Origin of the sequence: Streptomyces sp. NPDC006365, from assembly GCF_042870755.1 — a bacterium.
Taxonomy (GTDB): Bacteria; Actinomycetota; Actinomycetes; order Streptomycetales; family Streptomycetaceae; genus Streptomyces; species Streptomyces xiangluensis.
Window position 1 is genome coordinate 59553 of record NZ_JBIAHS010000016.1, and the last position, 18303, is coordinate 77855.

An 18303-nucleotide genomic window follows, 5' to 3' on the forward strand; every position below is an offset into this window, starting at 1 on the left:
AATGAATTCACGATCAGCCTTATGATCGGGTTTACTGCCTGTCGCGCGTCAACGGATCAAGCGTCAATGCTTTTGGGGCATTACCACTTTCGGGTTCCATGATGGTCCGTGGATCATTTACTGAAGAGCATGTGAAGGCCGATTCCACTTACCGCGCACTGTTTTGATCAGGTTCCGGTACCTACAATCCGTCCACATCTTGAGCTCAGCACAGGCGTCAAGGAGGACGAATGGCGGGGCTTTCTACCCCTCATCAGTTTGGCCAGCCCACAACCTTCGCAGCCGCAGTACTGACCGACGACAACCGCCTCATCGTGATGGTCATCGCGGCCGTCGCCCTTGCGGCGCTTGTCGTCGCCGGGATCTTGGTCCGCCAGGTCCTCGCGGCAGGCGAGGGCACCGACAGCATGAAGAAGATCGCGGTGGCGATTCAGGAGGGCGCGAATGCCTACCTGGGACGGCAGATGCGTACGCTCGGCGTATTCGCCGTCGTGGTGTTCTTCCTGCTCATGCTGCTGCCCGCGGACGACTGGAATCAGCGCGCCGGACGATCGGTCTTCTTCTTGATCGGCGCGGCGTTCTCGGCGACCACCGGCTATATCGGCATGTGGCTCGCCGTCCGCAGCAATGTCCGCGTGGCCGCCGCGGCACGGGAAGCGACCCCGGCGGAAGGTGAACCCGAAAAGGATCTCACCGCCGTCTCGCACAAAGCCATGAAGATCGCTTTTCGCACAGGCGGCGTCGTCGGCATGTTCACGGTGGGGCTCGGTCTGCTGGGCGCCTCCTGTGTGGTGCTGGTGTACGCGGCCGATGCGCCGAAGGTCCTGGAGGGCTTTGGTCTTGGTGCCGCGCTGATCGCGATGTTCATGCGTGTCGGCGGCGGCATCTTCACCAAGGCCGCCGACGTCGGCGCCGACCTGGTCGGCAAGGTCGAGCAGGGCATTCCGGAGGACGATCCGCGCAATGCCGCGACCATCGCCGACAACGTGGGCGACAACGTCGGCGACTGTGCCGGTATGGCCGCCGACCTCTTCGAGTCGTACGCCGTCACGCTCGTCGCCGCGCTGATCCTCGGCAAGGCGGCGTTCGGCGACTCAGGGCTCGCGTTCCCGCTGATCGTGCCCGCGATCGGCGTGATCACCGCGATGATCGGCATCTTCGCGGTGGCGCCGCGACGGGCCGACCGCAGCGGAATGAGCGCCATCAACCGCGGCTTCTTCATCTCCGCGGTGATTTCGCTGGCGCTGGTGGCCGCGGCCGTCTTCATCTACCTGCCGTCCTCGTACGCCGATCTGGACGGCGTCACGGACACGGCCATCCTGGACAACGGCGGCGATCCGCGGATCCTCGCGCTCGTCGCTGTCGCGATCGGCATTGTGCTGGCCGCGCTGATCCAGCAGCTGACGGGCTACTTCACCGAGACGACCCGCCGTCCCGTACGGGACATCGGCAAGACCTCGCTGACCGGCCCGGCCACCGTCGTCCTCGCCGGCATCTCCGTCGGTCTGGAATCGGCCGTCTACACCGCCCTGCTGATCGGGCTCGGCGTGTACGGGGCGTTCCTGCTCGGTGGTACGTCGATCATGCTGGCGCTCTTCGCCGTCGCGCTGGCCGGTACCGGGCTGCTCACCACGGTCGGCGTCATCGTCGCCATGGACACCTTCGGGCCGGTCTCCGACAACGCGCAGGGCATCGCCGAGATGTCCGGCGATGTCACGGGTTCGGGCGCCCAGGTGCTCACCGACCTGGACGCGGTGGGCAACACCACGAAGGCCATCACCAAGGGCATCGCCATCGCCACGGCCGTACTCGCGGCTTCGGCGCTCTTCGGCTCGTACCGCGACGCGATCCTCACGGCCGCGAACGAAGTGGGCGAGCGGGTCAGCGGCGAGGGCGCTCCGATGAACCTGATGATGGACATCTCGCAGCCCAACAACCTGGTCGGGCTCATCGCGGGCGCCGCGGTCGTCTTCCTCTTCTCGGGGCTGGCGATCAACGCGGTGTCGCGGTCTGCCGGGGCCGTGGTCTACGAGGTGCGGCGGCAGTTCCGCGAGCACCCCGGGATCATGGACTACACCGAGAAGCCCGAGTACGGGCGTGTCGTCGACATCTGTACCAAGGACGCACTGCGCGAACTGGCCACACCAGGCCTGCTCGCGGTGCTGACGCCGATCGCGATCGGTTTCACGCTCGGGGTCGGTGCGCTCGGCTCGTTCCTCGCGGGCGCGATCGGCACGGGCACGCTGATGGCGGTCTTCCTCGCCAACTCCGGCGGCGCCTGGGACAACGCGAAGAAGCTCGTCGAGGACGGCCACCACGGGGGCAAGGGCAGTGAGGCCCATGCCGCGACGGTGATCGGCGACACGGTCGGCGACCCCTTCAAGGACACCGCGGGACCCGCGATCAACCCCCTGCTGAAGGTGATGAACCTGGTGGCGCTGCTCATCGCGCCCGCGGTGGTCGAATTCAGCTACGGCGAGGACAAGAGCGTGGGTATGCGCGTACTCATCGCGGTGCTCTCGATCGCCGTGATCGTGGGCGCGGTGTACGTGTCCAAACGGCGCGGTATCGCCGTAGGTGACGAAGGCAACTCCGAACCGGTCTCCAAGTCGGAGGATGCGGCGGTGGTTTCCTAGGGGATTGCTCCACGGCTTGGCCTTACGGCTGGTCAGGTTCCGCACAACGAGCGGGCGGGCGGCGCGTCTTGACGCGCTGTCCGCCCGCTCTCGGGTTTTGACACCGGGTTCGTGAGCCTTCTCTCGCTTGGTACAAATGGCTACAATATTTTACAAATCGGACTTCCATCTCGTGGGTGTCGCCCACTTGGCGTGTATGTTCCGGGGCCGAGAGCCATGGAAGGGACCAATCCGGTGAACAAGAAGCTCGCGGCCGCACTGTCCGGCGGTGCGGTACTGGTACTGGCGCTGTCGGGATGTGGCGGAGACGACAGCAGCGAAAAGCTGAACTCCTGGGCCAAAGAGGTCTGTGACGAGGTGCAGCCGCAGGCGAAGAAGATCGAGGCCGCCAACACCTCCATCCAGAAGCAGACCTCGGACAACAGCACGCCGGCCGACGTCCAGAAGACGGACTCCCAGGCCTTCCAGGACATGTCCGACGCCTACAAGGCGATCGGCGCCGCCGTGAACAAGGCCGGGGCGCCGGATGTCGAGGACGGCGAGAAGAAGCAGGCGGACGCCGTCAAGGAGCTCAACGGCATCTCCACGTCGTACGCCGACCTCAAGAAGCAGGTCGACGCGCTCGACACGAAGGACCAGGGGAAGTTCGCGGACGGGCTCAAGGACATCGCCACCGAGCTGGACAAGCTGGGCCAGAGCGGCAACGTCTCCCTCAACAAGCTGCAGGAGGGCGAGGTGGGCCAGGCGATGGCCAAGCAGGAGAGCTGCAAGTCCGCCTCCGGGTCGCCGTCGGCGACCAACGGCTGACCCAGGAGACCGATCGTTCGTCAGCCGAGAGATGGCCCGGTACGCGCGCGTGCCGGGCCATCGGCATGTTGTCCACAGGCGGCATGTTGTCCACAGGGACACGCGTCCCGTCGGCGGGAGCGGCAACAATGGAGGCGTGAGTAACACCAGCCTGGCAACGCTGCCCTCGACCGACCGTTCCGACGTCACCGCGCGGCTGCGGGACGCCCTCCTGGGCGCCTCCTTCAGCGCCGACGGCCTGCTCGATCTGCTGGGCGCCTCTGCGTACGCGGCGCTGGCCCGGAGCGAGACCGTGCCCGCGCTCCGGGCGACCCGGGGCGACACGCCGCTGGAGACACTCGTGCGGCTGTTCCTGTTGCAGCAGCCCGTGCGGCACGCGCGCGTGGCGGACGTACTGCCGGTTCAGGACTGCCTGGAGGGCGGCTGGCTGATGCGGACCGGCGGCGACGAGGTCGCGGCGACGGTCGATGTCCGGCCGTTCGGGGGACCCGGCGGCGAGGACTGGTTCATCGTCTCGGACCTCGGATGCGCGGTCGGCGGAGCCGGCGGCATCGGCAGTCATGACGAACGGGTCGTACTCGGCGTGGGCGGCGCGTCCACGACCCTGGCGGGCGTCACGGTGCGTACGCCCGTCGCGTCGGCGCTCGATCTCGGCGCCGGCTCCGGAATCCAGGCGCTGCACGCCGCACAGCACGCCACGCGTGTGACCGCGACCGACGTCAACCCGCGCGCGCTGCACATCACCGCGCTCACGCTCGCCCTGTCCAGCGCCCCGGGGGCCGATCTGCGCGAGGGCTCGCTGTTCGAGCCGGTGGGCGAGCAGACGTACGACCTGATCGTCTCCAATCCCCCCTTCGTCATCTCTCCCGGCGCCCGGCTCACCTACCGGGACGGCGGGATGGGCGGGGACGATCTGTGCCGGGCACTCGTTCAAGGGGCGGGCGCTCATCTCAACGAAGGGGGCTATGCGCAGTTCCTTGCCAACTGGCAGCACGTGGAGGGGGAGGACTGGCAGGACCGGCTGCGCTCGTGGGTGCCGCGCGACTGTGACGCGTGGGTCGTGCAGCGCGAGGTGCAGGACGTCATGCAGTACGCCGAACTGTGGCTGCGGGACGCCGGTGATCATCGTTCGGATCCGGTGGAGTACCAGACGCGGTACGACGCGTGGCTCGACGAGTTCGAGACGCGGAAGGTCAGAGCCGTGGGCTTCGGGTGGATCACCCTGCGCAAGTCGGGGGCCGCGCAGCCCTCGGTCGTCGTGGAGGAGTGGCCGCATCCCGTCGAACAGCCGCTCGGCGAGACGGTGCGCGCGCACTTCGACCGCGTGGACTATCTGCGTGGGCACGACGACGCGGCGCTGCTCGCCGGGCATTTCAAGCTCGCGGGCGAGATCGTTCAGGAGCAGGTGGGGCTGCCCGGCGCAGAGGATCCGGAGCATGTCGTACTGCGCCAGAACCGCGGGATGCGGCGGGCCACCAGGGTGGACACGGTGGGCGCGGGCTTCGCGGGTGTGTGCGACGGCCAGCTCAGCGCGGGGCGGATTCTGGACGCCATCGCCCAACTGATCGGCGAGGACCCGGTGTTGCTGCGGGACCGTACGCCCGCGCAGATCCGGCTGTTGATCGAGCAGGGATTTCTCGAGCCCGCCGGATGAGCAGCCGGGTGGGCGGAAGCCCACGACCGCCGAGCCGTCATGGATGGCGCGAAATCGCTCCGGCCGCACATTCGAACCGAGCTGGCACGGCGCTGTGCGTGTGGTGTGCGCGGCGAGCCGCACGGCTCTGTCCGCCGTGCGTTCACCGTGGGTTCGCGTGCCCGCTTCCCGGAGGTGTCAGTCTCCCGTCCTTGGGCACCCAAGGGCGAAGGGAACGAACCATGGAGAACGGACCGGCGGTCTTCGCGGGATCGGTGTTCGCCCTGTTCGGAGCCGGGCTGCTGGTGTGGACCGCGGCCCGGCTGCGGCACCGCGAACCCGTCGCCGACGGGATGAGCCCGGCCGCGTCCGCGATGGTCGCGAGCTTCGCCGGGACGACCGCACTGCTTCTCGCGGTGTGGTGCTTCACACGCGTCTGAACGGGCGAGTGTTCCGATGTGACTCCCGTTTCCGGAGCGATGCCCTCCGGTGAACCGGAGTTGTTGCCTCCGAAGGGTCAGGAGCAAGATCTCCAGCCGTCATGATTCCGCCGTTTCGGTAACTGAGAGATCACCCTCCGTTTAGCGCCGAAACAGCAGGTCCGCACTCCGGGCGGCAGGAATGCCGGGAGTCGGGTTACCGTTCGAGTGGCCGTTGCGGGCTTTTCCCGTTTGACACGGGGGCGGGATGTACCGTCACACTCCGCAGCGTCAGCACGACCCGACCCCTGGGACCAGCACCCGGGGTGAACCCCCTGCGTCGACCGGAGAGAAGAGCGAAGTTGTCCCCGACCAGCGAGACCGCACACGGCGGCCGCCGACTCGTCATCGTCGAGTCGCCTGCCAAGGCGAAGACGATCAAGGGCTATCTCGGCCCCGGCTACGTCGTCGAAGCGAGCGTCGGGCACATCCGCGACCTCCCCAACGGCGCCGCGGAGGTGCCCGAGAAGTACACCGGCGAGGTACGCCGCCTCGGCGTGGACGTCGAGCACGACTTCCAGCCCATCTATGTCGTCAATGCCGACAAGAGGGCCCAGGTCAAGAAGCTCAAGGACCTGCTGCGCGACTCCGACGAGCTCTTCCTCGCCACCGATGAGGACCGCGAGGGCGAGGCCATCGCCTGGCACCTCCAGGAGGTGCTCAAGCCCAAGGTCCCCGTCAAGCGGATGGTCTTCCACGAGATCACCAAGGCCGCGATCCAGGCCGCCGTCGCCAACCCGCGCGAGCTCAACCAGAAGCTCGTCGACGCCCAGGAGACGCGCCGCATCCTCGACCGCCTCTACGGCTACGAGGTCTCGCCGGTGCTCTGGAAGAAAGTCATGCCGCGTCTGTCGGCGGGCCGAGTCCAGTCCGTGGCGACCCGCCTGGTCGTCGAGCGGGAGCGCGAGCGCATCGCGTTCCGTTCCGCCGAGTACTGGGATCTGACGGGCACCTTCGGTACCGGTCGCGCCGGCGACTCGAGCGACCCGTCCTCCCTGGTCGCGCGCCTCACCACGGTCGACGGCAGGCGTGTCGCCCAGGGGCGCGACTTCGACTCGCTCGGGCAGATCAAGAGCGCGAACACGCTCCACTTGGACGAGGCGAACGCTCGCGCGCTCGCCGCCGCCCTGGAGAACACCGACTTCTCCGTACGGTCCGTCGAGTCGAAACCGTATCGTCGCTCCCCGTACGCCCCGTTCCGTACGACGACGATGCAGCAGGAGGCCTCGCGCAAGCTCGGCTTCGGCGCGAAGGCCACGATGCAGGTGGCACAGAAGCTGTACGAGAACGGCTTCATCACCTACATGCGTACAGACTCCACGACCCTCTCGGACACCGCGGTCGCCGCGGCCCGCGCGCAGGTCACACAGCTGTACGGTGCCGACTATCTGCCGGCGCAGCCGCGGACGTACGCCGGGAAGGTCAAGAACGCGCAGGAGGCGCACGAGGCGATCCGCCCCTCCGGGGACCGCTTCCGTACGCCTGCTGAGACCGGACTGACCGGCGACCAGTTCAGGCTCTACGAGCTGATCTGGAAGCGCACTGTCGCCTCCCAGATGAAGGACGCGACCGGGAACTCCGTCACGGTGAAGATCGGTGGCCGCGCAGCGGACGGCAGGGACGCCGAGTTCAGCGCGTCCGGCAAGACGATCACCTTCCACGGCTTCCTGAAGGCGTACGTCGAGGGCGCGGACGACCCGAACGCCGAGCTGGACGACCGCGAGCGCCGGCTGCCCCAGGTCAACGAGGGCGACGCGCTGTCCGCCCAGGAGATCTCGGTCGACGGCCACGCGACCAAGCCTCCGGCCCGCTACACCGAGGCCAGCCTGGTCAAGGAGCTCGAGGAGCGCGAGATCGGCCGCCCGTCGACGTACGCGTCGATCATCGGGACCATCCTCGACCGCGGCTATGTCTTCAAGAAGGGCACGGCCCTGGTGCCCTCCTTCTTGTCCTTCGCCGTGGTCAACCTCCTGGAGAAGCACTTCGGGCGGCTCGTCGACTACAGCTTCACCGCGAAGATGGAGGACGACCTCGACCGCATCGCGCGGGGCGAGGCGCGCGCCGTGCCGTGGCTGAAGCGCTTCTACTTCGGTGAGGGCGCGGGCGGCGACAGCAGCGCCGCCGAGGCCGGCAACGGCGACGGGGACCACCTGGGCGGCCTCAAGGAACTCGTCACCGACCTTGGCGCGATCGACGCCCGCGAGGTGTCGTCGTTCCCCGTGGGCAACGACATCGTGCTGCGCGTAGGGCGCTACGGCCCTTACGTCGAGCGCGGTGAGAAGGACTCCGAGAACCACCAGCGCGCGGACGTCCCGGACGATCTGGCTCCGGACGAACTGTCGGTGGAGTACGCGGAGGAACTGCTCGCCAAGCCGAGCGGCGACTTCGAGCTGGGCGCCGACCCCGTCACCGGCCACCAGATCGTCGCCAAGGACGGGCGCTACGGGCCGTATGTCACCGAAGTGCTCCCCGAGGGCACCCCGAAGACCGGCAAGAACGCCGTCAAGCCGCGTACGGCCTCGCTCTTCAAGTCGATGTCCCTGGACACGGTGACGCTGGAGGACGCGCTCAAGCTGATGTCGCTGCCGCGCGTCGTCGGCAAGGATGCCGAGGGTGTGGAGATCACCGCGCAGAACGGGCGCTACGGGCCATACCTGAAGAAGGGCACGGACTCGCGTTCGCTGCAGTCCGAGGACCAGCTCTTCACGATCACGCTGGAAGAGGCCCTCGCGATCTACGCCCAGCCCAAGCAGCGCGGGCGCGCCGCGGCCAAGCCGCCGCTGAAGGAGCTCGGCGAGGACCCGGTCAGCGGGAAGCCGGTCGTCGTCAAGGACGGGCGTTTCGGGCCGTACGTCACCGACGGCGAGACCAACGCGACCCTGCGGTCCGGCGACAGCGTCGAGGAGATCACGCCGGAGCGGGGTTACGAACTGCTCGCGGAGAAGCGCGCGAAGGCACCCGCCAAGAAGACGGCCAAGAAGGCCCCCGCGAAGAAAACGGCCACCAAGAAGGCCCCTGCCAAGAAAACGGCAGCCAAGAAGACGACGACTTCGAAGACGGCTGCCAAGAAGGCTCCGGCCAAGAAGGCAGCCACCAAGAAGGCGACGGCTTCGGAGGGCTGAGCGCCCCGCGGAGGCCCCTCGTCCGCATGTGGTGGCCGCCCTTCGGGGTTGTCGGCGCCTCCCGATAGGCTGAACGCATGACGCGAGCGGAGCAGCCAACGGCCCACACCCCGGCCCCAGACGACGCCCTGGTCGCAGATTCACGAGAGCGCGCCGTCCGCGCACTGCTCCGCGTACCGCAGTTGAAGCGGCTGTGGAGCGCTCAGCTCGTGGGCAGCGTCGGCGACGCCCTCGCGCTGCTCGTCCTGGTCGTGCTCGCGCTCCAGGCGGCGGTCGCGGCGGGGTCCTTCGGGGGGAACTACCGCGGGGTGGCCTTCGCCGTCTCGGCCGTCTTCGGGGCGCGGATACTCGCGACGCTGCTCTTCGGAGCCGTACTCCTCGGACCGCTCACCTCCCTGACCTCTCAGGAGGGGCCGCTCGACCGCCGCTGGACCATGGTCGGCGCGGACGGTGTACGGGCCGTGCTGCTGATCATCGCGCCCCTGTGGATCGACTGGACGCCCGACGACGCGCTGGCCGCGATCCTGGTGACCGCGTTCGTCACCGGAGTCGCCGAGCGTTTCTGGACGGTGTGCCGGGAGAGCGCGGCGCCCGCCCTGTTGCCCGCGGCGCCCCTGGAGGGCGCGGCGGTCCGTCCCCTGCCGGACCACACGGAGACGCTGCGGCGCCTGTCGCTGCGTACAGGATTCGTGGCGGTTCCCCTCGCGGCCGCCGCTCTCGTCGTGGCCGGGCTCCTCAACAACCTGCTGGGCGCCGGAATCGCCTGGTTCGACCAGCATCAGGCGGCGCTCGCGTCATACGTCGCGGCGGGCCTGTTCGCCGCCTCCCTGTCGGTGCTGACCGTCCTCGAACTGCCCGACGCACGCACCCCCCGCGCGCGGTCGCCGCTCGAGGGCCTGCGCCGCCCCAAGTCGGGCACCGGCGTCGACAAGGGGCGTACGGGTTCGCTTCCGCTGCTGGTCCTGGCCTGTGCGGCCGTCGCCGGGGCGGTCGCCGCCGCGGTCGCCGTCTCCGTGCTGCACGCCACGGACCTGCGCGGCGGGCCGGTGACGTACGGGCTGCTGGTGGCAGGTCTGACGGGCGGCGTCGTCGTAGGCATCCGTACGGCTCCGAAGGTGCTGCCGCCGCTGTCGCGGCGCCGGCTGCTCTCGCTGGCCATCGCGTTCACGGGCCTCGCGCTGCTCGCCGCGGGGATCGTCCCGGACGTCGCCACGGTGATCCTGATCACGGCGTTCGCGGGCATCGGCGCGGGCATCGCCGCGAACACCGGGCACACGCTGCTCGACCAGGAGGTCGAGGACCACCGTCGGGCGCGTACGACGGAACATCTCCACGCGGTCGTACGGGTCTACGTCGCCTTGGGCGCCCTCGTGGCCCCCGTGCTGGCGGCGGCAATCGGGCCCCACCGGTTGGAGAACGGCAAGTTCGTGTTCGCGCACGGGGGCGCGGCGTTCACCCTGATGCTGGTCGGCGCGCTCCTGCTGCCGGTCGCCGCGCTGGTGCTGGCCAAGGTCGACGACCGTTCCGGCGTACCGCTGCGGCACGACCTGCGGGACGCGCTGCGAGGCGGGGACGAGCCCGCGACGGCACCGGCTGCGAACGGGTTCTTCATCGCCCTGGAGGGCGGTGACGGGGCCGGGAAGTCGACGCAGGCCGAGGCGCTCGCGGAGTGGATCCGGTCCAAGGGACATGAGGTCGTGCTGACGCGCGAGCCGGGGGCCACACCCGTGGGCAAGCGGCTGCGATCGATCCTGCTGGACGTGTCGTCGGCCGGGCTGTCCAACCGCGCGGAGGCGCTGCTGTACGCCGCCGACCGCGCCGAGCACGTGGACACCGTGGTGCGGCCCGCGCTGGAGAGGGGCGCGGTGGTCATCTCGGACCGCTACACCGACTCGTCCGTGGCGTACCAGGGGGCCGGTCGAGATCTGTCCCCGACCGAGATCGCGCGGATCTCGCGATGGGCGACCAATGGGCTTGTGCCTCATCTGACCGTGCTGCTCGATGTGCCGCCGGAGACCGCGAGGGAGCGGTTCACGGAGGCGCCGGACCGGCTGGAGTCGGAGCCCGCCGAGTTCCACGCGCGCGTGCGGGCCGGTTTCCTGACGCTCGCCGCCGCCGACCCCACGCGCTACCTGGTGGTCGACGCCGGGCAGGAGCCCGAGGCCGTCACCACCGTCGTCCGGCACCGGCTCGACATGATGCTGCCGCTCTCCGAGGCCGAGGTGAAGGCCCAGGAGGAGGCCCGTAAGGCGGCCGAGGAGGAGGCGCGGCGGCGCGCCGAGGAAGAGGCCGCCCGCAAGGCCGAGGAGGAGCGCCTGGAGCGCGAGCGGCAGGAGCAGCTCGCCCGGCTGCGCGCGGAGGAAGAGGAACGCAAGCGGCGCGAGCTGGAGGAGGCCCAGCGGCGCGAGCTGGAGCGGCAGGCCGAGGTGGCCCGGCAGCAGGCCGAGGAGGCGCGTCGGCGGGCCGAGGAGGAGCGGAAGCGACGGCTCGCGGAGGAGCAGGCCCGCGCGGCCGAGCAGGAGCGCCTGCGCAAGCAGGCCGAGGAGGAGGCGAGGCTCCGGGCGGAGGCCGAGGCGCGGCGCCTGGAGAAGCAGCGGAAGGCCGAGGAGGCGTTGCTCCGGGCGGAGGAGGCCCGAAGGGCTGCGGCAGCTGAGGCTGCTGCCGCGATGGAGGATTCGGGTACCGGTACCCCGGCGACCACCCCCGACAACGAGGTCACGGTGCCGACGCTCACGCCCGTCGTGCCGCCCACGAACGCGCCTGGTGGGCCGGTGGACGACGAGACCACGGTGCTGCGTCCCGTGCCGCCCGGCGACGCTCCCGAGACCGGGCCCGACGCGGAGGAGACAGCCGTGCTGCCGCAGCCTCCGGCGCCGGAGGGGGCCGCGGACGAGACGGCGGTGCTTCCTCCGGTGCGCCCGGACGCGGACGAGACGGCCGTTCTTCCTCCCGTGAGGGAGGACCAGGCCGTACGGGACGACCGTGGCGGCGAGCAGCGGGGCAGCGACCCGGCGCGCCGGGTGCCTCCGGGGTACTTCCGCGACGAGCGGTCGGCGCCCGACGGCTCCGACGCCCGCACCCGTGAGCTGCCCCAGGTCGAGGCCGAGGGGGGTTCGCCTCGGCGGCACCGCTCGGACTGGGCAGAGGAGACCCCGCTGGACGATCTCCCGACGCTGGCGGACGAGTTGCTGGGCCCGCGTGAGGACGATGACCTCGATGAGGGGCGTGGCCGACGGGGGCGTCGCGGGCGCTGACGGCTTGCACGCCTTGTGTCGCGGGTGCTGACGCGAAGGCGTGAGGCCCTGTTGTCAGTGCCCTCCCGCACAATGGGACGCGGCAAGGCAGATGTGCGACGGAGGGGCGGCAACCCATGCCCGTATGGGACGACCTGGTGGGTCAGGAGAAGGTGAGCGAGCAGCTCGACGCCGCCGCCCGGGACGCCGACGCCCTGGTCACGGCCGTGGCCGCCGCCGCCCCACTGCCCGAGACATCGAAGATGACGCACGCCTGGCTGTTCACGGGGCCGCCGGGCTCGGGCCGTTCCACGGCGGCGAGGGCTTTCGCCGCGGCTCTCCAGTGCGTGAGCCCCGACCGCGCCCTCGGCGGATCCCCCGGCTGCGGGTTCTGCGACGGCTGCCATACGAGCCTGATCGGTACGCACGCCGATGTGGAGATCGTCCGCACCGACCTCCTGTCGATCGGCGTCAAGGAGACCCGTGACCTGGTGCGCCGTGCCCAGATGTCGCCCGCCACAGGCCGCTGGCAGGTCATCGTCATGGAGGACGCCGACCGCCTGACGGAGGGTGCGGGCAACGTCTTGCTGAAGGCCGTGGAGGAGCCCGCCCCCCGCACCGTCTGGCTCCTGTGCGCGCCCTCCCTGGAGGACGTCCTGCCGACCATCCGCTCCCGCTGCCGCCACCTCACGCTCCGGACGCCTCCTGTGGCGGCGGTCGCCGACATCCTCGTACGCCGCGACGGGATCGAACCGGATGTCGCGGCTGTCGCCGCCCGCGCCACCCAGGGGCACGTGGGCCGCGCCCGCCGCCTGGCCACGGACCCGAGCGCCCGCGAGCGCCGCGCCGCCGTCCTCAAGCTCCCGCTTCGTGTCGACGACGTCGGCGGCTGCCTGAAGGCGGCCCAGGAGCTGATCGACGCGGCCTCCGAGGACGCCAAGCAGATGGCCGAGGAGATCGACGCCAAGGAGACCGAGGAGCTGAAGGCGGCGCTCGGCGCGGCCCAGGGCGGCCGGATGCCGCGCGGCACAGCGGGCGTGATGAAGGAACTGGAGGACAAACAGAAGCGCCGCAGGACCCGTACGCAGCGCGACAGTCTGGACCTCGCCCTGATCGACCTCACGGCCTTCTACCGCGACGTCCTCGCCCTCCAGTTCGGTACCAGCCGCGCCCTCGCCAACACGGAGATGCAGGACACGCTGGAGCGCCTGGCCCGAGGCACGACCCCAGAGACCACCCTGCGCCGCATAGAAGCGATCGCCGCCTGCCGCGAGGCCCTCGACCGGAATGTGGCCCCGCTGCTTGCGGTGGAGGCGATGACGATGGCGTTGCGGGCGGGGTGAGGGCCAGGAGGCAGTGGGTTCAGAGGCAGAGGGCTGGCGTCCGGCAGGTTGACGGGTCACTCGTATGAGGCGCGAGGGCGACCTTAGGTGGTCGATTCATCGCACAGGGTTACGCTCGCTTGATGCACATCAGGCGCCATTCCATGCCAACCCGGACCAGAGCAACTCGTTCCCGCCCTTCCCGGCATCACGCTCATTCATCCCCTTCTCGTCGGTTCCTTCGTGTGTGCGGCACTCTGCTCGCGCTCGCCGGACTGCTCATCTCCGCCTGTTCCGTGGGGAGTTCGACGACTTCGGCCAGCCGGGCGGTGGCCTCGGCACTGAACGCGCTGCCCGAGGCCACGCCGGCGGCGCTCGCTCCGTACTACGGCCAGAAGCTGAAGTGGCGCGGCTGTGACGCCCCCGGCTTCCAGTGCGCCACGCTCAAGGCCCCGCTCGACTACGCCAAGCCGGCCTCCGGCGACATCAGGCTGGCCGTCACCCGCAAGAAGGCCACGGGCCCGGGCAAGCGAATCGGTTCGCTGCTGGTCAACCCGGGAGGCCCGGGCGGCTCGGCGACCGGTTACGTCCAGTCGTACGCGGGTGTCGGCTACCCGGAGGATGTCCGCGCGCGCTACGACATGGTCGCGGTCGACCCCCGCGGCGTCGCCCGCAGCGAGCCGGTCGAATGCCTCACCGGCCGGCAGATGGACGAGTACACGCAGGCCGACCTCACCCCCGACAACCGACGGGAGAAGGGGCAACTGGTCGACGCCGTCAGGGAGTTCACGGAGGGCTGCGGGCGACGCTCGGCCAGAGTGCTGCGGCATGTGTCCACGGTCGAGGCGGCCCGCGACATGGACATCCTGCGGGCGGTGCTGGGCGACGAGAAGCTGACGTACGTCGGTGCCTCGTACGGGACGTTCCTGGGTGCGACGTACGCGGGCCTGTTCCCGGACCGGGTGGGGCGGCTGGTCCTGGACGGGGCGATGGACCCGTCGCTGCCCGCGCGCCGGTTGAACGAGGACCAGACGGCCGGCTTCGAGACGGCATTCCGGGCCTTCGCGAAGGACTGCGTACGCAGGTCCGACTGCCCGCTGGGCGGCGCGCGCACCACACCGGACCAGGTCGGCAAGAACCTGAAGGCCTTCTTCCGGCAGCTCGACGCCGCGCCCATCGAGGCCGGCGACGCGGACGGCCGCAAGCTCGGGGAGTCGCTGGCGACGATGGGCGTCATCACGGCGATGTACGACGAGGCGGCCTGGCCTCGACTGCGGGAGGCCCTGACCACGGCCATGAAGAACGAGGACGGCGCGGGCCTGCTCACCCTCGCCGACACCTACTACGAGCGCGGCCCCGACGGCCAGTACGCGAACCTCATGTCCGCGAACGCGGCGGTCAACTGCCTGGACCTCCCGGCCGCCTTCTCCTCCCCCGAGGCACTCGAAGAAGCCCTTCCCTCCTTCGAGAAGGCTTCCCCGGTCTTCGGCGAGAGCCTGGCCTGGGCCTCCCTGAACTGCACGTACTGGCCGGTCCACCCGACCGGCGAACCCCATCGCATCGAGGCGAAGGGCGCCGCCCCCATCGTCGTGGTGGGTACCACCCGCGACCCCGCGACCCCCTACGCCTGGTCCCAGTCCCTCGCCGCCCAGCTCTCCTCCGCCACCCTTCTCACCTACGACGGAGACGGCCACACGGCATACGGCCGCGGCAGCAACTGCATCGACTCCACACTCAACCGCTACCTGCTCGCAGGCACCCCTCCATCCCAGGGAAAGCGCTGCTCAGCCACCTGATCACGAGGCCCACCGGGGGTGCCCCGAGGGCGCGTACGGAGCACCCCCGGAAACTGTGTAGACTTACCGGCGTTGCCGATCGCACCATAGTGCAGGCAGCCCGCCGCCTTAGCTCAGATGGCCAGAGCAACGCACTCGTAATGCGTAGGTCTCGGGTTCGAATCCCGAAGGCGGCTCTGAGAAGCCCAGGTCTCATAGTTTGTGACCTGGGCTTTTTGCGTTCCGTTGACTGATTGCCGTGCGTGGTCGAGGGCTTGCACAGTGTCATGCTGAGCGGGGGTGCCCGCGATCTGTAGGCGTCAGGCTTTGATGACCTCGACGGCGGGTCCACAGAGCAGACTGATGTCCTCAGGGTCGGAGGTGAGGACGGTGACTGGTCTTGGCGCCGAGCGTGCAATGGCCGCAAGGACGGCGTCAATGGCGTACTTGTGGCCGCTGAGGTGGTGGCTGCGCAACAGCGCTGCCGCTTGGTCGGTGACGCTCTTGGTGACGTCATGGACGTCGATCCGGGAGAGTACCCACCGGATGCGGGCGGGGTGGATGCGCTCGTAGTCCGCCTCAAGCGTGGTCATGGCGGTCGTGGCCACTCGGGTGCCTTCTTCCGAGGCTGCTTGAACGAGAGTCAGGACGGTGCGGTCCTTGAGGTAGAGCTTGGACAGGCCATCGCTGTCGAGGAGGAGCGTGCCGGGCATCAGGCTGCGGCACCGCTCGAGTCGCGCTGATCATGGCGCAGTACGGCGCGGGCCGCTTCGATCTCTTCGCGGGACAGCGGGTCGTTGTCGGTCTCGAAGTCGGCGACGATCTCACGAAGCTTGTCCATGGCTACACGCTGCTCCAGGGCCTCGGCTACGTAGGCGGAGAAGCCGCCTGGGCCTACGTGGGTACGTACGGCCTCAGCGAGGTCTTCGGGGAGGCTGATCGAATACTTCTTGCTACCACTCATGGTTCAGATCCTACCAGCGGTGGTAATCCCGTGTCTGAAGTCGGGTGAGTGGATGGCCTGCGCAGTCAGGTGAGAGCGGGCCGCCAGCCCACACCTTCTGCGCCCGAACGCGGTATCCATGCACTCAGCTGCACACAAGCCCATGCAGCTGGCTGCGGGGGCTTGCACTCCCTCGTCCGGGCTTCCCGTGGGCGGGCCCGCCCACCCCTTCGGACGTACTGGAGGGCAACCGCGACGACCGAGACGGCGCCGATCGCCGACGACGACCGGCAGCTCAACCATCTCGATCACGGACTTGCCGATGCCGGTGACCGAGGACTGTGACACCGGCGGCTGCGAGTCCACCTGCGCGTCCTTCTGCGCCAGCTGACCTACACACCGCGCACGGGGTGCGCGCCGGGCCCGCACCCCGGCCTGCACCGGCCTGGCCGAACGGGCGGCCCGGTACGGGGTCAGGCCGAGACGGCGCTGGTTGACGGTCGAGGCCAGGGTGATGTGGGTCCGTGCCGGCACGCCGGCGGGGACCCTGACGATGAGGGCGAGGCCGAAAGTGCCTGGTCGTCAGTCCGGCGATTGACGGCGGCCTTGCATGGGCTTCCTGCTGCTCCAAAAACCCAAATCGCATGCTGTTCTCGCGTGCTGTCCTCGGCGGCTAGGTTCGTTGCGTCAGAAGCTTCGTTAGATGCTTTGAGTCCGAGGGGAGTTGTGGCGTGCAGCACAAGGCGCTGCTGTTTGCGTTGGTCGTCCTGGCATCGGTGATCGTGGGACTGCTGGCCGGCATCCTTCAGTTCGCCGACGGAGGACAGGTGGTGGGGGCGGTCAAGAGCGGCGGGGTGGCGTTCGGTGTCGCCATGGGCCTTGGCATGGCGACCATCACCTGGCTGAAGACGTCGTGACGGCAGAGGCTGAGGCTGCAGGGTCTCCCGCATTCAGGCGCGTGTGGCGCGCGATCGACGCGCTGTGCGAGATGGTTGCCCCGGAAGACGCGTACCAGGTCGCGTTTCAGGTGATCTTCCTGCGTTCTTCGGGGAGAGCGCTCTGGTCCCCCCTCGTCAGACACTTCGGGCCTGCGGAACCGGCGCTGAACATGGCCTGGGCGAACACGCGGCTCGACAGTGTCTTCAGGTTGGGGGTGCGTCGCTCCGCCGGAGCCGTCGGACTGTTCGGAGAGGCAGACCGGCGGCTGGCCGCGCTGATCGCCGAGGTCGACCGGGTTGAGTCGGCGGGCCAGCCGGTCCGCCTGTTCGATGCGTGCCTCGACCGGTACTCGCACAGGTTCGGCCAGGGCGGGAACTACTACACGCCTCGGGGAATCGCCCGGCTGGTGGCGGGGCTGGCCGGGCCTCGCGCCGGTGAACGTGTGCTGGATCCGGTCTGTGGATCCGGGAGGCTCCTCGTCGAGGCCGCACGATGGGCTGGACGTCAGGGGACTGGGAACGATGTAGCGGTTGTGTGCGGTAGGGATATCAGTACCGAGGCGCGGCGCGTGGCAGCGATGAACCTCACGCTCAACTCGCTGCCCGGAGATCTCGGCACCAGCGCCGTTGACAGCCTGCGGGGCGGATCCACGGGGTTGGCTGCTGATGTCGTACTCGCCAATCCGCCTTTCAAGATGTCCGGTTGGGGACACGATGAGCTGGTGGGAGACCCGCGCTGGAGCTTCGGCCAGCCGCCCAAGGGCAGTGCGAACTTCGCCTGGGTCCAGCACATCCTGAGCGAACTCTCCCCGAGAGGGCGTGCAGTCGTCCTGCTGGCGGATGGCGCCGCGAGGAGCACTCGGGGGGAAGAGAAACAGATCCGGCAGCGCATGGTGGAGACCGATGTCCTCGCAGGTGTCGTGGCGCTGCCCGCCGGGTTGTTCCCGCACACCAGGATCGGCGCGAGTCTGTGGTTTCTCAGCAAGGACAAGACTCCCCATATCGGTTGGGGGAGGAATCCTCGCCCCGGCGAAGTCCTTTTTGTGGACGCGCGAAGGCTCGCCAAACGCGCGGACCGCTCTCGACGGCAGCTGGCGGACGAGGAGGTGACGCGGATCTGCCGGATCTTTGCGGCCTGGCGCGGCGCCGACAGTGGTGACGCGGTGATCGACGGCCCGCAGGAGGAGGCGAGTTGGTGCCGTTCGGTCCGTCGCGAAGAGATCGAGGCGTACGGGTATGACCTGACTCCCGGGAACTACGTCCGTTCGTCGCCCGTGGCTACCGGGTCTTCGTCCGATCACGATGTCGCCGAGCGGAGCCTGAAGGAGGAGCTGTACGGGCGCTTTGAAAAGGCCGCACGGATCGACAAGCGGCTCCGATCCGTGTTGAGGGAGACGTGAGTTGGACGAGGAAGA

General features: G+C 69.2%; 12 protein-coding genes and 1 tRNA gene. 11 read left to right on the forward strand and 2 right to left on the reverse strand.

What is annotated here, in order from left to right; all coding sequences use genetic code 11:
* Nucleotides 1-230 precede the first annotated feature (230 nt).
* The 9 genes from ACFYO0_RS33615 to ACFYO0_RS33655 all read left to right on the forward strand — a co-directional run bounded on the left by ACFYO0_RS33615 (nucleotide 231) and on the right by ACFYO0_RS33655 (nucleotide 15204).
* Complete coding sequence (locus ACFYO0_RS33615) at nucleotides 231-2636, forward strand: sodium-translocating pyrophosphatase (RefSeq protein ID WP_388683712.1); 2406 nt, start codon at nucleotides 231-233, stop codon at nucleotides 2634-2636.
* Nucleotides 2637-2852: 216 nt separating this feature from the next.
* On the forward strand, nucleotides 2853-3443 hold the full coding sequence (locus ACFYO0_RS33620) for a small secreted protein (RefSeq protein WP_388683713.1): 591 nt from the start codon (nucleotides 2853-2855) through the stop codon (nucleotides 3441-3443).
* A gap of 136 nt (nucleotides 3444-3579) precedes the next feature.
* A complete protein-coding gene (locus ACFYO0_RS33625) occupies nucleotides 3580-5097 on the forward strand; it encodes a methyltransferase (protein WP_388683716.1) in 1518 nt (505 codons plus the stop codon).
* A gap of 221 nt (nucleotides 5098-5318) precedes the next feature.
* Complete coding sequence (locus ACFYO0_RS33630; RefSeq protein WP_388683718.1) at nucleotides 5319-5516, forward strand: hypothetical protein; 198 nt, start codon at nucleotides 5319-5321, stop codon at nucleotides 5514-5516.
* Nucleotides 5517-5857: 341 nt separating this feature from the next.
* Nucleotides 5858-8677 carry a type I DNA topoisomerase gene (gene topA / locus ACFYO0_RS33635; protein ID WP_388683721.1) on the forward strand — a complete coding sequence of 940 codons (2820 nt, stop codon included), beginning with the start codon at nucleotides 5858-5860 and terminating at the stop codon, nucleotides 8675-8677.
* 77 nt (nucleotides 8678-8754) lie between these two features.
* Nucleotides 8755-11931 (forward strand): dTMP kinase, encoded by a 3177-nt coding sequence (tmk, locus tag ACFYO0_RS33640; protein ID WP_388683723.1) that lies wholly within the window; start codon nucleotides 8755-8757, stop codon nucleotides 11929-11931.
* A gap of 116 nt (nucleotides 11932-12047) precedes the next feature.
* Nucleotides 12048-13253 carry a DNA polymerase III subunit delta' gene (locus ACFYO0_RS33645; protein ID WP_388683725.1) on the forward strand — a complete coding sequence of 402 codons (1206 nt, stop codon included), beginning with the start codon at nucleotides 12048-12050 and terminating at the stop codon, nucleotides 13251-13253.
* Between the two features lie 122 nt (nucleotides 13254-13375).
* Nucleotides 13376-15028, forward strand: coding sequence for an alpha/beta hydrolase (locus ACFYO0_RS33650; protein WP_388683727.1), 1653 nt, complete (start codon nucleotides 13376-13378; stop codon nucleotides 15026-15028).
* A 102-nt stretch (nucleotides 15029-15130) separates the two neighbouring features.
* Nucleotides 15131-15204, forward strand: a tRNA-Thr gene (locus ACFYO0_RS33655).
* Nucleotides 15205-15327: 123 nt separating this feature from the next.
* On the opposite strand, the gene ACFYO0_RS33660 is transcribed toward ACFYO0_RS33655, so the two are convergent.
* The gene (locus ACFYO0_RS33660) at nucleotides 15328-15720 is read right to left on the reverse strand and encodes a type II toxin-antitoxin system VapC family toxin (RefSeq protein ID WP_388683729.1); all 393 of its coding nucleotides are present in this window, start codon (nucleotides 15718-15720) and stop codon (nucleotides 15328-15330) included.
* Nucleotides 15720-15971: a hypothetical protein gene (locus ACFYO0_RS33665; RefSeq protein ID WP_388683732.1), complete on the reverse strand. Its 252-nt coding sequence runs from the start codon at nucleotides 15969-15971 to the stop codon at nucleotides 15720-15722. Before ACFYO0_RS33665 ends, ACFYO0_RS33660 begins: the two co-directional genes overlap by 1 nt.
* Nucleotides 15972-16681: 710 nt before the next feature.
* On the opposite strand from ACFYO0_RS33665, the gene ACFYO0_RS33670 reads away from it, so the two are divergent.
* Complete coding sequence (locus ACFYO0_RS33670) at nucleotides 16682-16867, forward strand: hypothetical protein (protein WP_388683734.1); 186 nt, start codon at nucleotides 16682-16684, stop codon at nucleotides 16865-16867.
* A 41-nt stretch (nucleotides 16868-16908) separates the two neighbouring features.
* Entirely contained in the window at nucleotides 16909-18288 is a 1380-nt protein-coding gene (locus ACFYO0_RS33675) for an N-6 DNA methylase (protein ID WP_388683738.1), read from the forward strand.
* Nucleotides 18289-18303: the final 15 nt, after the last annotated feature.